The 15,791-nt window shown below is 28.1% G+C and carries 9 protein-coding genes and 2 pseudogenes; 6 read left to right on the top strand and 5 right to left on the bottom strand.

Translation table 11 applies throughout. The features are described 5' to 3' along the window. Positions 1-11: 11 nt before the first annotated feature. From IGS63_RS06055 to IGS63_RS06045, 3 genes are read right to left on the bottom strand one after another with little or no spacing between them, the layout of a single operon-like run. Entirely contained in the window at positions 12-440 is a 429-nt protein-coding gene (locus IGS63_RS06055) for a hypothetical protein (RefSeq protein ID WP_190613355.1), read from the bottom strand. A 27-nt stretch (positions 441-467) separates the two neighbouring features. Continuing rightward, a complete protein-coding gene (locus tag IGS63_RS06050; RefSeq protein ID WP_190613354.1) occupies positions 468-1,091 on the bottom strand; it encodes a CPBP family intramembrane glutamic endopeptidase in 624 nt (207 codons plus the stop codon). Continuing rightward, the gene (locus IGS63_RS06045; RefSeq protein WP_190613352.1) at positions 1,091-1,789 is read right to left on the bottom strand and encodes an ABC transporter permease subunit; all 699 of its coding nucleotides are present in this window, start codon (positions 1,787-1,789) and stop codon (positions 1,091-1,093) included. The genes IGS63_RS06050 and IGS63_RS06045 overlap by 1 nt, the downstream gene beginning before the upstream one ends. A 135-nt stretch (positions 1,790-1,924) precedes the next feature. Between IGS63_RS06045 and IGS63_RS06040 the strand changes: the two are divergent. Together IGS63_RS06040 and IGS63_RS06035 are read left to right on the top strand one after the other, a co-directional pair. Continuing rightward, positions 1,925-3,034 (top strand): annotated as a pseudogene (locus IGS63_RS06040) (IS256 family transposase); the annotation flags it as partial. Between the two features lie 83 nt (positions 3,035-3,117). Then, positions 3,118-4,333: pseudogene (locus tag IGS63_RS06035) on the top strand (IS256 family transposase). Between the two features lie 877 nt (positions 4,334-5,210). Here IGS63_RS06035 and IGS63_RS06030 read toward each other — a convergent pair. After that, the gene (locus IGS63_RS06030) at positions 5,211-6,428 is read right to left on the bottom strand and encodes an IS256 family transposase (RefSeq protein WP_190613348.1); all 1,218 of its coding nucleotides are present in this window, start codon (positions 6,426-6,428) and stop codon (positions 5,211-5,213) included. Between the two features lie 447 nt (positions 6,429-6,875). Next, positions 6,876-8,420, bottom strand: coding sequence for an ATP-binding protein (locus tag IGS63_RS06025; RefSeq protein ID WP_190613346.1), 1,545 nt, complete (start codon positions 8,418-8,420; stop codon positions 6,876-6,878). Between the two features lie 485 nt (positions 8,421-8,905). On the opposite strand from IGS63_RS06025, the gene IGS63_RS06020 reads away from it, so the two are divergent. The 4 genes from IGS63_RS06020 to IGS63_RS06010 are packed head-to-tail and all read left to right on the top strand — an operon-like array spanning position 8,906 to position 15,704. Next, a complete protein-coding gene (locus IGS63_RS06020) occupies positions 8,906-10,696 on the top strand; it encodes a GmrSD restriction endonuclease domain-containing protein (RefSeq protein WP_190613344.1) in 1,791 nt (596 codons plus the stop codon). Between the two features lie 37 nt (positions 10,697-10,733). Then, positions 10,734-11,213: a hypothetical protein gene (locus IGS63_RS11685; protein WP_198423022.1), complete on the top strand. Its 480-nt coding sequence runs from the start codon at positions 10,734-10,736 to the stop codon at positions 11,211-11,213. Positions 11,214-11,260: 47 nt separating this feature from the next. Then, positions 11,261-12,814: a site-specific DNA-methyltransferase gene (locus tag IGS63_RS06015; protein ID WP_198423021.1), complete on the top strand. Its 1,554-nt coding sequence runs from the start codon at positions 11,261-11,263 to the stop codon at positions 12,812-12,814. 1 nt (position 12,815) lies between these two features. Then, positions 12,816-15,704: a type III restriction-modification system endonuclease gene (locus IGS63_RS06010; RefSeq protein ID WP_190613342.1), complete on the top strand. Its 2,889-nt coding sequence runs from the start codon at positions 12,816-12,818 to the stop codon at positions 15,702-15,704. Positions 15,705-15,791 lie beyond the last annotated feature (87 nt).

Here is a 15,791-nt window from a genome sequence, read left to right as displayed (position 1 = left end):
AACTTTTTAATTTATTTCTTGTTTTTTAAATTAATAATAAACTTACCTAAGAAGTATTGTATTATCATTATGATTAATACAAATATCAATAAATTTATAATTGGAAACTTATCTTGTGATATTGTCATTGTACTAGATTCTAAAAATTTACTGTTATTAAAAATAATTTCTTTTAAATTATTACTTTTAATCAAAAATAAAATCAACCCTAAAAAAATGCTATAAATTATTCCATTAAATATAGTTAATTGATTATTTGTTTTTAAATCCAATGAATTAAAAAAATAGTACAAAGAATACATTATTAAAGAAATTATTGATGGGATTAAACAAATTAATATTAAAGATAGAACATTAATATCCTTCATATAAAAAATAAAAACAAATGTAAATATTATATACATTATTCCTATAGAAATCATAAAAAATTTTTTTCTCATAAAATCCCTCCCTTTTAATTTTTTTACTTAAATATACAAAGATATCATATTATTACATAAATGTAGACCAATAGGAATCCATAATTTTCCACTTTTCATATACAAATATCCTAATAAAAATCCCATAGGGAATCTCCAAATTAAATTATCTACAATAGGATTATTGATGTGTGTTATAAAAGCAAATATAAAACTAGAAATACTAAGAATCATAAATTTCGAATTTATGATTTTATTCAAATAGTTAATTAATATTCCTCTTGCCCAAAATTCTTCTGAAATAGCTACTACTATAGTTTGAAACAGTATTGTTTTAAAAAAATCTATGGAATGATAAAATATTTGAAAACTCATAATGATAAAAAAAATAAGTATTAGAAAAACAATATCAAAAAATTCAATAGTTATGCTTAATCCAAATTTTTTTAAAGAATTTTTAAATCTTTTTTTAACCAGTAATGAGGGTAATAAAATCATTGATATTCCCATAGAAAATAAAACAGACAAAATACTTTTAACTGATAAATTTAAGTTGTTTAATAACGTAAGAGATAATATACTCAAAAATAGTGCACTAAAAACTGGTAAAAAACTAAGTAATATAAAAAATAACCACTTATCTTTTTTATTATATTCATTATTATAATTCATTATATTACATCCAATTTTTTGAATTTTTTAATTCCAAGTAAATTAAAAATTATTCCATAAATTAAGATTAACAAAAAGTAAAGAAATATATCATTATATTGTATTTTAATACTATTCATAATTTTTTCAAGATAATAAGTTAGAACTAAAGTTTGTATATAAGAAATTACTTTTAAATAAAAAGTTAAAATAGTTGTAATTAAAGCTAATATTGAGCTCATCAAAGGATTGAAAAAAGAACTCAAAAAAAATGCAAATTGAATGAGGAACAAATAATAAAATAGCATTGATATTATAAAAAATATTATTGACTCTGTATCTTGACTTTTCCAAAAAACGTTTAAAGCTATATCAGTTCTATGAATTAAAAATAAATAATCTAAAATAATAGTTATAATATAAAAAATTATAGTTATAATAATAAACATCAAAGATAAACTAATATTTTTAGCAATATAGATTTTTGATCTACTTTGACATCTTGGAATATAGAGTTTGATACTTTTATTTTCAACTTCTCCTCGTAGAGATTGAATGCTAGAAAACATTATAAAAAAAGTAAATATTGAAACATAATATACAAACATATACATACCATTGACAAAATCCATACAATACATCTTTGTTTCTCTTGTGTATTGTATAAAAGAAGCATTTAAATACATACCAACAGTATAAAATATTGGTATTAATATCATAGTTAAAAGTATCCATATATCTTTTCTTTTTAATAATTTATAAAATTCTATTTAAAGAGAGTGTAAAATATTAAGTGTATAAGGAAAAAAAGATACAGATCTGGTGGTAAAATAAAACCAGAGGAGGTACGAAAAATGGGAAATGTACTACAGGAAATAATAAAGGAAATGGTAAGAAAAGGAGAAATCCGAACAATAAAGGATATAAAGGAGTTAACAAAATCACTGACAGGAAATCTGATCCAGGAAGTACTGGAAGCGGAACTCGAAGACGAGCTGGGCTATGGAAAGTATGACAGAGAAAAGAAAAATACAGAAAATTCAAGAAATGGCTACAGGAAGAAGAATTTAAAGAGTAGTAGCGGTATGATAGAATTAATGGTACCTCGAGACAGAAAGGGAGAATATGAACCCAAAATAGTTCCAAAGTATTCGAATGATATTTCAGAGATAGAGGAAAAAATAATAAGTTTGTACGCAAGAGGAATGACCACCAGGGATATATCTGATCAGATAATGGATTTGTACGGATTTGAAGTATCAGCTGAACTGGTGAGCAAGATAACAAATAAGCTTATGCCAGTAATAAAAGACTGGCAGGAAAGGCCATTACACGAAATATACACCTTCGTTTTCTTGGATGCAATATACTTCAACGTTAGAGAAGACGGAAGGATAGTAAAAAAGGCTGCTTATGTAATAATAGGTGTTGACATAGACGGAATTAAAGATGTGCTAGGGATATATGTTGGTGAAGTAGAAAGTGCCAAGTTTTGGATGGGAGTACTTAACAACCTCAAAAACAGAGGAGTTAAGGACATACTTGTAGCTTCAATAGATGGTCTTTCTGGATTCGAGCAGGCTATAAATGCAACCTTCCCGCAAACTATGATACAAAGGTGCATAATCCACCAGATTAGAAACACTCTAAAATATGTTCCTCACAAGGATAGGAAAGAGTTCGCAAAGGATTTAAAGACAATCTATACAGCACTGGATGAAAAGACAGGCTATGATAATCTAACCAATGTAATAAACAAATGGGGAGACAAGTATTACGCTTCATTGAGGAGCTGGGAGAAAAATTGGCACCTATTATCCACCTTCTTTCAGTTCTCAGACGGGGTAAGGAAGATTATGTACACCACGAACATCATAGAGTCACTTAACAGGCAATTCAGGAAGGCTACCAAGACCAAATCAATATTCCCTAATGACGATGCTGTCCTTAAAAGTTTATACCTTACTAGAAAGTGTAAAATATTAAGTGTATAAGGAAAAAAAGATACAGATCTGGTGGTAAAATAAAACCAGAGGAGGTACGAAAAATGGGAAATGTACTACAGGAAATAATAAAGGAAATGGTAAGAAAAGGAGAAATCCGAACAATAAAGGATATAAAGGAATTAACAAAATCACTGACAGGAAATCTGATCCAGGAAGTACTGGAAGCGGAACTCGAAGACGAGCTGGGCTATGGAAAGTATGACAGAGAAAAGAAAAATACAGAAAATTCAAGAAATGGCTACAGGAAGAAGAATTTAAAGAGTAGTAGCGGTATGATAGAGTTAAAGGTACCTCGAGACAGGAAGGGAGAATATGAACCCAAAATAGTTCCAAAGTATTAGAATGATATTTCAAGATAGAGGAAAAAATAATAAGTTTGTACGCAAGAGGAATGACCACCAGGGATATATCTGATCAGATAATGGATTTGTACGGATTTGAAGTATCAGCTGAACTGGTGAGCAAGATAACAAATAAGCTTATGCCAGTAATAAAAGACTGGCAGGAAAGGCCATTACACGAAATATACACCTTCGTTTTCTTGGATGCAATATACTTCAACGTTAGAGAGGACGGAAGGATAGTAAAAAAGGCTGCTTATGTAATAATAGGTGTTGACATAGACGGAATTAAAGATGTGCTCGGGATATATGTTGGTGAAGTAGAAAGTGCCAAGTTTTGGATGGGAGTACTTAACAACCTCAAAAACAGAGGAGTTAAGGACATACTTGTAGCTTCAATAGATGGTCTTTCTGGATTCGAGCAGGCTATAAATGCAACCTTCCCGCAAACTATGATACAAAGGTGCATAATCCACCAGATTAGAAACACCCTGAAATATGTTCCTCACAAGGATAGGAAAGAGTTCGCAAAGGATTTAAAGACAATCTATACAGCACTGGATGAAAAGACAGGCTATGATAATCTAACCAATGTAATAAACAAATGGGGAGACAAGTATTACGCTTCATTGAGGAGCTGGGAGAAAAATTGGCACCTATTATCCACCTTCTTTCAGTTCTCAGACGGGGTAAGGAAGATTATGTACACCACAACATCATAGAGTTACTTAACAGGCAATTCAGGAAGGCTACCAAGACCAAATCAATATTCCCTAATGACGATGCTGTCCTTAAAAGTTTATACCTTACTACCAAAAACGTGACAAAAAAATGGACAGCACGGTTTCACAACTGGAACGCTGTTATTTCCGAACTGGCCATCCTTTTCGAGGATCGTCTTAAAGACTACCTCTGAAAGTAGCTTGTAATCCTTAAAAAATCTATACTTTGTACCGCGCAGATGGGTTGTCGCCCTTTCAGTCATTGCAGTTTTTTACTGTAAAAGGTTGGTTTTACCAATTTTGCCTTATTTAATTCATACTATTCAGGAACATTTTTTTCATTTTCAAATAACTACATTTTTTTAAGATTTTTGTCGTTGTTTTCCAATATTTATATGCTACCAGATATATCTAATACACACTAATCTTTACAGACTCATTTTTCCTTCCTGGCCCATTTTTCAATTGTATTTCTGGCTTACTTTTATTATACATTAAACATTGAAGGAAGCAGACGCCTTTAATTACCATGTTTTCTATTGTTGAATAGAACTTGTTAAGTCCCCCTATATATTTGCCGTACTTCTTAATTACCGTTTCGTCCAGTATTAAATATACAGGCTTTAAATAATGCGAGCTAAGGAATTTCTCGATCATTCTTATCCTTGAACTCACGAGGTCCCTGTATAAAACGCTTGTAGAATTCAATAGCCTTGAATAACACGATTCATTCATTTTACTGAGTTTTTCAAGTGCAAGCATTGAAAAGTTTTTTATCGTGAGAAGACCAAAGACATAGTTTATAAGCTTATCCTTTGTATCGTAGAGTCTGTAAAGATTAGTGTGTATTAGATATATCTGGTAGCATATAAATATTGGAAAACAACGACAAAAATCTTAAAAAAATGTAGTTATTAGAAAATGAAAAAAATGTTCCTGAATAGTATGAATTAAATAAGGCAAAATTGGTAAAACCAACCTTTTACAGTAAAAAACTGCAATGACTGAAAGGGCGACAACCCATCTCCCGAGAGTGTAAAATATTAAGTTTTTTAGGATTACAAGCTACTTTCAGAGGTAGTCTTTAAGACGTTCCTCGAAAAGGATGGCCAGTTCGGAAATAACAGCGTTCCAGTTGTGAAACCGTGCTGTCCATTTTTTTGTCACGTTTTTGGTAGTAAGGTATAAACTTTTAAGGACAGCATCGTCATTAGGGAATATTGATTTGGTCTTGGTAGCCTTCCTGAATTGCCTGTTAAGTGACTCTATGATGTTCGTGGTGTACATAATCTTCCTTACCCCGTCTGAGAACTGAAAGAAGGTGGATAATAGGTGCCAATTTTTCTCCCAGCTCCTCAATGAAGCGTAATACTTGTCTCCCCATTTGTTTATTACATTGGTTAGATTATCATAGCCTGTCTTTTCATCCAGTGCTGTATAGATTGTCTTTAAGTCCTTTGCGAACTCTTTCCTGTCCTTGTGAGGAACATATTTCAGGGTGTTTCTAATCTGGTGGATTATGCACCTTTGTATCATAGTTTGCGGGAAGGTTGCATTTATAGCCTGCTCGAATCCAGAAAGACCATCTATTGAAGCTACAAGTATGTCCTTAACTCCTCTGTTTTTGAGGTTGTTAAGTACTCCCATCCAAAACTTGGCACTTTCTACTTCACCAACATATATCCCGAGCACATCTTTAATTCCATCTATGTCAACACCTATTATTACATAAGCAGCCTTCTTTACTATCCTTCCGTCCTCTCTAACGTTGAAGTATATTGCATCCAAGAAAACGAAGGTGTATATTTCGTGTAATGGCCTTTCTTGCCAGTCTTTTATTAATGGCATAAGCTTATTTGTTATTTTGCTCACCAGTTCAGCTGATACTTCAAATCCGTACAAATCCATTATCTGATCAGATATATCCCTGGTGGTCATTCCTCTTGCGTACAAACTTATTATTTTTTCCTCTATCTCTGAAATATCATTCGAATACTTTGGAACTATTTTGGGTTCATATTCTCCCTTTCTGTCTCGAGGTACCATTAATTCTATCATACCGCTACTACTCTTTAAATTCTTCTTCCTGTAGCCATTTCTTGAATTTTCTGTATTTTTCTTTTCTCTGTCATACTTTCCATAGCCCAGCTCGTCTTCGAGTTCCGCTTCCAGTACTTCCTGGATCAGATTTCCTGTCAGTGATTTTGTTAATTCCTTTATATCCTTTATTGTTCGGATTTCTCCTTTTCTTACCATTTCCTTTATTATTTCCTGTAGTACATTTCCCATTTTTCGTACCTCCTCTGGTTTTATTTTACCACCAGATCTGTATCTTTTTTTCCTTATACACTTAATATTTTACACTCTCGTATCGTACCTTTTGAACCTTACAAATTTAAACAGACAGTTGACTATGGCTAATAAAAGTGGTACCATTTTATTGGACATGGTCATTACCTCCTTAATATAGAAGTTGTTATGCTTCCTATATTAAGTTAATCGGCCATGTCCTCTTTATTTATTAATTTTTTTCTCGTTTTGTTTCATTTCTATTTACTCAAACTGTATAATCTGAGTATAAATATTTTGGTTTAACATTTCATTATTAACACAATATCAACTTCAAAAATTTGAGTGTTTTTTTACTTTGATTTTATCTTTAATCTATTGTGTTTTGTTTTAATTTTTAATTTTATATATTCTTTTTATAAAAAAATATCCCAGCACCCGCTGGGATTATATCTTTTCTATTTTGTATTCGTCTATGTTCCTTTTTTCTGAGTTTATGTTTATTCCTATTATATAAACTTCTTTTCCTTTGTACTTTTCATAGTACTTCATTTCTTTTATTTGATTCAAGGCTTTTTCTGCACTCTTGTCTATCTTTATTTCCATTATATATATGATGTCTTCAAATTCTATTACTATATCACTTCTTCCCAAGTTCGTTAACTCTTCTGCTGTTACGTTCAGTCCTGCTGATGCGAGTATTGTGTATATCAATGAATGATAGTAGCTTTCTTCTTTTTTATGCAAGTTGTATGGGATTGCACTTATTATTCTTTTTATTTCTTTTATTATTCCTTCTATGTCTTTTTCTTTTATTGCTTTCCACACTGTTTTGTTTATTTCTTTTATTTTTCCTCTTTCAAGCTCATAGTTTGCTTCTAATATCATCTTTGAAAAGCTGTTCTTTACTTCTATATTTGGATAGTCTAATAGGTATTCATATTCCATTCCATACTGTTCTTTTCCTTTAAAGGTTAAGTACCCTGATTGTGTAAAAAATATACTTGCATTTGCTTCTTCTATTTCTCGAGTTGAAAAGTCGAGTTCACTCACTGGATACTTCACTAAGTCTTCATATCTTATCTTCTTTCCTTTTATGTATTCATACAAAAATGATGGTGATCCACTTTCAAACCAATAGTTTTGAAACTTCCTTTTTTTGAAAAATTGTAGTATTGAAAATGGATTGTATACACTATCTTCTCCATCAAATGAAAATCCATTGTAGTACATCTTTAAGTTTTTTAATAACTCTTTTTCTTCCATCTTCATCTCAATTGCTGTTTCTTTTATGTGTTCTTTAAAGTTTTCTTCTAATTCTTCTTGTGTGTATCCCAACATTTGCGAGTATGTTTTATCTAATGATATATCGTTCAAGTTATTTAATGCTGAAAATACTCCTGTTTTTGTAAACTTTGTTATTCCTGTCATGAATACAAACTTTATGTATTCGTCTTTTGATTTTATTTTCTTATAGAACTCTCTTAAAAATCTTCTTACTTTTTCTGCTTCTTCTTTGTTGTTTAGATGTTCTAATATTGGCGATTCATATTCATCTATTAGTATAGTCACTCTTTCTTCATGCTTTTTGCTTAATTTCATTATTAAGTTTCCAAACATTGTCGGCAAATCATCTGTTGTTGGTGTCAGTTCTTCTTCTTTATATAATTCATTTATTTTATCATATAATGATTTTATAAATTCTTCATATGTTGTTAATGTATTATCTGACATATCTATTTTTATTACTGGATATTCTTTGAACTCCCATTTATCGTATATATACGTTCCTTTAAATAAGTCTTTTTCTCCTTTAAATAGATAGTAAAGTGTTGATATTGTTAAACTCTTTCCAAATCTTCTTGGGCGTGATAAAAAAATAGGTGCTTCTGAACTTATTAATTCTAATATATACTTTGTTTTATCTATATATGTATAATTTCCTTCTTTTATTTTTTTATAGTCTTGTACTCCTATTGGTAGTTTTTTCATTTTTATCACCTCTAATTTCATTATACCATATGTTCTCATCACTTTTTAAATCGTATTTACATTTTTTTATACGGCTAATTGAAAATATTAATTAAAAAAATTTGATATAACATAATAGAAATTATATACGAAAAAACTTGACACTATCAAAAAAAAATTATACTATAATATAGAGAAAAGATTTTCATTATATTCTATAATCAAAGAATATTTTTATGATAAATACCTAATAAAAAGAGTGAAGAAAAATCCAAATATAAAATGAAATCCTAAAAATAGATATTTAGTTGTTATATATTTAGATAATTACAAAAAACACAATTAGATATATGGTATTGAGTGAATAATAGTTAATTTGAAAAATCATGAATATAAATAAACTGTACATTGAGTTAAAAAGTTAGTGCAATAAAACAACAAATACTAAAATATATTTACCATTAATAATCATCAAAAATAAAAAATATAAAGGAGATTAAAATAATATGAATTCACAAAAATATGCGGTAAATCAACCATTAATTGAAACGTTAATTAATTGGGTAAAATCTGGTGAAATAGCAATTCCAGAAATTCAAAGACCTTTTGTATGGAGTTCAAAAAAAGTTAGAGATTTAATGGATAGCTTATATCAAGGCTATCCTATAGGGTATATAATCGCTTGGAAAAACCCTAATGTCAAATTAAAAGATGGTAGTTTATCAGAAGGCAAAAAAATATTAATTGACGGGCAACAGAGAGTTACATCTTTAACTGCTGCAATTATTGGGCAAAAAGTTGTAAACAAAGATTATAAAAAAATTAAGATTCAAATTGCCTTCAATCCACTTGAAGAAAAGTTTGAGACTTTAACACCAGCTATAGCAAAAGATAAAAAATGGATAGATGATGTTTCAACTGTTTTTAATGGTAATTTATTTGATATAGTAGGGGATTATTTAGAAAATAATCCTGATGCTGACAAATTAAAAATTCAAACAGTTTTTCAAGATTTGATAAATATACCTAAAAAGCAGATTGGACTTATAGAATTAAGTGGGGATTTAGACATAGAAAAAGTAACAGAAATTTTTATCCGAATAAACAGTCAAGGAGTTGAATTAAGTCAAGCAGATTTTGTTATGTCTAAAATTTCATCAAATGAAACTTATGGGGGAAATTTATTAAGAAAAGCAATTGATTATTTTAGCCACTTATCAAAAGCTCCAGAATATTATTCTCATATTGCTGAAAATGATACTGAATTTTCAAAAACTGACTATTTTCAGAAAATTAGTTGGTTAAAAAATGAAAATGGAGATTTATACAATCCAACTTATAAAGATATTTTGCGTGTTGCATTTACTTTTAAATTTAACAGAGGGAAACTAAGTGATTTAGTAAGTTTATTATCAGGTAGAAATTTTGAAACAAGGGAATTTGAAGAAGAAATTACTAAACAATCATACGATTCTTTAATTTCAGGAGTAAAGGAATTTATTAATGAAACAAACTTTAAAAGATTCCTAATGATTATAAAGTCTGCAGGATTTGTTGATAATCGTTTGATTAGGTCTGTAAATGCATTAAATTTTGCCTATATACTTTACTTAAAACTAAAAGAACAAAAATATAATTCTGCTTTAATTGAAAAATATGTAAAAAAATGGTTTGTTCTTACTATATTAACAAGACGATATTCTGGTTCGCCAGAAAGTGAATTTGATTTTGATATAAAAAATATCTCTCAAAAAGATTTTGGTGAATATCTAAAAGAAATTGAAGATGCTCAATTATCAGATGCCTTTTGGAATGCAGAATTAATTCAAAGATTAAACACTTCAATTTCTACAAGCCCTGTATTTAATGTTTTCCTAGCTTCTCAATGTTATTTTAATGACAAAGGGTTTTTATCAAAAGATATTACCGTTAAAAACTTAATTGAACAGAGAGGGGATGTTCACCATATTTTCCCAAGAGATTTATTAAAAAAGAAAGATCTAACAAGAGGGCAATATAATCAAATTGCTAATTATGTTTATACTCAAAGTGAAATAAATATTAAAATAGGAAATAAACCAATTGAAAAATATTTACAAGAGGTTAAAGAACAATGCAATGGAGGAGAATTAAAATATGGTGGAATAACAGAATTTTCCTTACTTGAAGACAATTTTAAACAAAATGCAGTTCCAATTAGTATTTTTGAAATAACAATGGATGATTATCAAGAATTTCTAATAGAACGAAGGAAATTAATGGCTGAAAAAATGAGAAAATATTATGAAAAGATATAAATAATGATAAACTTTTAAATATAATATGGAGGTAATTATGTATAAACAACAAATAACTAACAATATTAAGGTTCCTAACCAAAATGTAGAAAAACTAAAAAAAGATTTTCCACAATGTTTTGATAAAAATGGAAATTTTGATTTTGAAAAGTTTAAAAAAGAATTATCAAAAAGTGAAATAAATTTTTCAAAAGAATCTTATGGTATGGATTGGCTCGGAAAATCGTATGCAAAGCTTTTAGCAAGTGATGAAGCAACTACTCTTTTGAAAGAAGATGAAGAGTGGAATAAAAAGCAAGAAAATAAAAATTCAGAGAATTTACTCATAAAAGGTGATAATTTAGAAGTTTTAAAACATCTATCAAACGCCTATTATGAAAAAATAAAAATGATATACATTGACCCTCCTTACAATACTGGAAGTGATGGATTTGTATATCAAGATGATAGAAAATTTACTGTAGAAGAATTATCAAAACTTGCAGGAATTAATGAAAAAAAGCAAAAAGAATTTTAGAATTTACTCAAAGTAAAAGCAATTCTCATTCTGCATGGCTTACTTTTATGTATCCAAGACTTTATATTGCAAAACAACTTCTTAAAGATGATGGAGTTATTTTTGTTTCTATTGACGATAATGAAGTGGCACAATTAAGAATTTTAATGGATGAGATTTTTGGGGAGGAGAATTTTATTGCATTAGCTCCAAGAAAAACAGGAGCAGGTTCAGCCGCAACAAGGTCAAAATCAGAATTAAGAAAATTAAATGATTATGTATTTATCTATAAAAAAAGTGAATTTACCTTTAAGCCAAAATTAATTGGTGTAAAGAAATTCCCATTGAAAGATTCTTTTGGAAAATATTTATTAGCTCAATTTCAAGCATCTGGTTCAGATGCTACAAGGTCTGCACGACCGAATATGTTTTATCCTATTTATGAATTAGAAGACGGAACATTAACTACAATTAAAAAGGGCAAAATAAAAAAAATAATACTTCCAAATAAAGTCAATGGAGAAGATGGAAGATGGTTGTGGAATGCTGATAAATTTGAAAAAGATAACAAACGTTTTATTCATTATGATAATGGTAAAATTCAAAGAAAAATATATTTTGATTCTTCAAAAGACAACAACATATATCAGGTAGAAAAAGCTTGGTTTGAACAATATAGAAATGCAGATGGTACAAAAAGGTTTAATTATCTTTTTAAACCATTTAAAGCTTTGTTTAGCAATCCGAAACCAATAGAATTAATTATACACTTAATAAATTTAATCAACGATAATAATGAAAAGAATATGTATATTCTTGACTTCTTCGCAGGCTCTGGAACAACAGGCGATGCCGTAATGCAACTTAACGCAGAAGACAATGGAAATAGAAAATATATTTTGGTTCAACTTCCAGAAGAAATTGATAAAAAGAAAAATAAAACTGCTTATGATTTTGTGAAAAATGAATTAAAAATAGAAAATCCTACAATTTTTGATATCACCAAAGAAAGACTCATAAGAGCAGGAGAGAAAATACAAGAAGAAAACAAAGACAGACCTGCAAGTTCTAAAAAAGTTAAGTGCGAAGGTTATAACGGAAATGGGGAGCATTGTCCTGCTTGTAAAGGTAAATATACTATAAAAATTGAAGCAACTAAAAAGAAAGATTTATCAAATGTTGATTTTGGATTTAAAATTTTTGAAACTATTCCAAATTACGAAGGAGTTTGGGAAAATTATCTTTTTAAAGCAGAAGAATTTGACCCACAACTAAAACTTTTTGATGAAACAGAATTATCTGATGAAGATTTAAAAACTCTTTTAATTACTTGGAAAACTTATGATGGTATTCCTCTTACTAAAAACTTAAAAGAAATAGATTTAGATGGATACACTGGATATTATTTTGATACAAAACTCTATTTAGTAAATAAAGGATTTACTACAAAAAGTCTAAAAAGATTACTTGAAGAAATTGATAAAAAGAAAGATTTTAATCCAGCAAGTATTATTGCTTTTGGATATAATTTTGAAAGTAAATCTTTAAGAGAAATTGCAGATAATGTAAAATCTTATGCAAATAAAAAACAAATAGATATTGATTTTATAGCGAGGTATTAATATGGCAGGATTTAATTTTGAAAAAAATTTAGAACATCAATCTCAGGCAGTTAAATCAACTGTTGGTGTTTTTAATAATGTGGAAATAGTAAAGCCACAAGGAATAAATAAAGAGTTTGTAAATCCAGTTTTTGATACGAATACAAATTTTCAATATATTCATAATATTGGAGATTTACAAGAACAAAATAGTATAGAAAGAAAAGGAAAAGGAAAAAGCAACATCATTGATATAATGATGGAAACAGGAACAGGAAAAACTTATACATATACTAAAACTATTTTTGAATTGAATAAGTTGTATGGAATTTTTAAATTTATAATTGTTGTTCCAACACTTCCAATTAAGGCAGGAACGATTGATTTTTTAAATTCCGATAGTGCAAGAGAGCATTTTAAAGAGCAATATGGAAAAACTTTGAAACTTCATATTGTAGAGAGTAAAAAAAGTAAAAAACCATCTATGCCATCAGCAGTGACAAGTTTCGTAAATGCAAGAAGTGTTGAAAAAAATAAAATTCAAGTCTTGATTATCAATGCAGGAATGATAAATGCGAGTAGTAAGGATAAAAAAACAGGCAAACAGGTATTAACACTGGGTAAATCATATGATAAGAGTTTATTAGATAAATATTCAGTTCCTTTTGAAGCAATATCATCAGTAAAACCTTTTATGATAATTGATGAACCACATAAATTTGATCAAAATAATAAGACTTGGCAAAATATTCAAAAAATGAACCCACAATTTATCATAAGATATGGTGCTACATTTAAAGAAAACGAAAATTTAATTTATATACTTACAGCAGTTGATTCCTTTAATAGAAATTTAGTAAAAGGTGTTATTGGACACATCACAGAATTTGAAATGGGTAAAAATGTAATAGTCAAATTTGTAAACTCTGATGGAAAAGAAGCAAGTTTTAAAAAAAATAATATCAAAAAACATTTTAAAATTACTAAAAATGAAAGTTTAGAAAAAGTTCATAATGCAATGACAGACTTATTTATAGAAAAATTAAATAAAAGCACAGTTGTTTTATCAAATGGGTTAGAATTAAAAAAAGGAGATAAAATTAATCCTTACTCTTATGCTGAAACATTGCAAGAAACAATGATTCAAAAAGCTATAAAATATCATTTTGAAAAGGAAAAAGAATATCTAACAAGAGAGGTAAAAATAAAACCTCTAACTCTGTTCTTTATTGATAATATTGAAGAATATAGAAACAAAGACGGTTATATTAGAAAAGCTGTTGAAAAATACATAAAAGCAGAAGTTGAAAAATTATTAAAAACTGAAACAAATGAAGAGTATAAAGCCTATTTAAAAAAAACTTTAAAGGATATATCAAAAACTCATGGTGGTTATTTTTCTAAAGATAATAGTGAAAACGATGAATTAATAGAAAAAGAAGTGAATGAAATTTTACACGATAAACAAGCAATCTTAGATTTAGAAAATCCAAGAAGATTTATTTTTTCTAAATGGACTTTGAGAGAAGGGTGGGATAATCCAAACATTTTCCAAATTTGTAAATTGAGAAGTAGTGGAAGTGAAATATCAAAATTGCAAGAAGTGGGTAGAGGACTTCGTTTACCAATTAATCAATATGGAAATCGTGTAAAAGATGAACAATTTTATTTAAACTATTTTGTAGATTTTACAGAAAATGATTTTGTAGAAAAGCTAGTAAATGAAATCAATGAAAAATCGGGAGCTATTTCAAGAGAAGATATACCTAAAAAACTAACTGATAAAATTATCAAACAAATAGTTGAAAAATATAAAATAGATGAAGATGATTTATTAGAAAAGCTAGATAATGAAAATGTTATAAAAAGAAATAATGACTTTAAGAAAAATGGTTTTGAGTATATAAAAGCAAACTATCCTTTGATTTTTGAAGGGGTTGATTCAAATAAAGTAAGAAAATCAACAGATAAAAAGAAAAAAATAAAAGTAAGAGTAGAAAAGTATGCAGAATTAAAAGAATTATGGGAAAAACTTAATGAAAAAGTAGTTTTAGAATATAAAATTGAAAATGAGAATGAGTTTCAAAAGCTTTTTGTAGATTTTTTACAAAATTATACACCTTTTGAAGTTGAAGGAGTGAAAGAAAGGACTGAAAAAATAGATATTGAAAATGATCAAGTAATATTAAAAGAAGAAGTTGCTATTTATGGAAATGATATTACACCAATTTCTACAATTCAGTATAGTGAATTTTTAAAACTGTTGTCTGATAGCTTGAATATAAATTTGAAAACATTGCATAAAAGTTTTTTAGAAACTAAAACAGATATAAATAAATATTTGAATCAAACAACACTTAGATTATTTAAACAAAAATTTAATGATTATTTAATGTATAAGGCTTTAAGTAAATTTCAAATTGGATATCAAAAAGTTGCGAGTTCTATCCATCCAACTAAATTTACAAATAAAGATGGAAAGATAAAAACCGAGGTTAATGCCTCTGATATTGGTGTATTTCACTCTGATGAAAAAGTAGCAGATAATTATTTTTTTGATGAAATTTTTTTTGATTCAGAATTAGAAGAAGAAAATATAAAAGAAAATATAAAAGAAGTCATTGTATTTACTAAAATACCTAAAAACTCAATTAAAATACCAGTTGCAGGAGGGAAAAGTTATTCACCTGATTTTGCATATGTTTTAAATTTTAAAAATGGGAAGAAAAAGCTTTATTTTATTGTAGAAACAAAAAATACCAATGAAGAAAGTTTGAGGAATGAAGAAATACAAAAAATTAAGCATGCAGAAAAATTTTTTGGAGATATGGTACAAATAAAATTTAAAACACAATTTAGTAATAAAAAAATGGCAAATTTAATACAAGAAACATTTGATAAAAATTTTTAAAAATAAAAATCTTTTTACTCCTAATTTTATTAGAGTTAATATCAAATAAAAGAAAGAAAGAATCAAATAAAAAAATGATATAAAAGT

Origin of the sequence: Tepiditoga spiralis (assembly GCF_014701195.1) — a bacterium.
Classification (GTDB): domain Bacteria; phylum Thermotogota; class Thermotogae; order Petrotogales; family Petrotogaceae; genus Tepiditoga; species Tepiditoga spiralis.
Note: the sequence above shows the minus strand (reverse complement) of the source record. Positions and strands in the feature narration are given on the sequence as shown.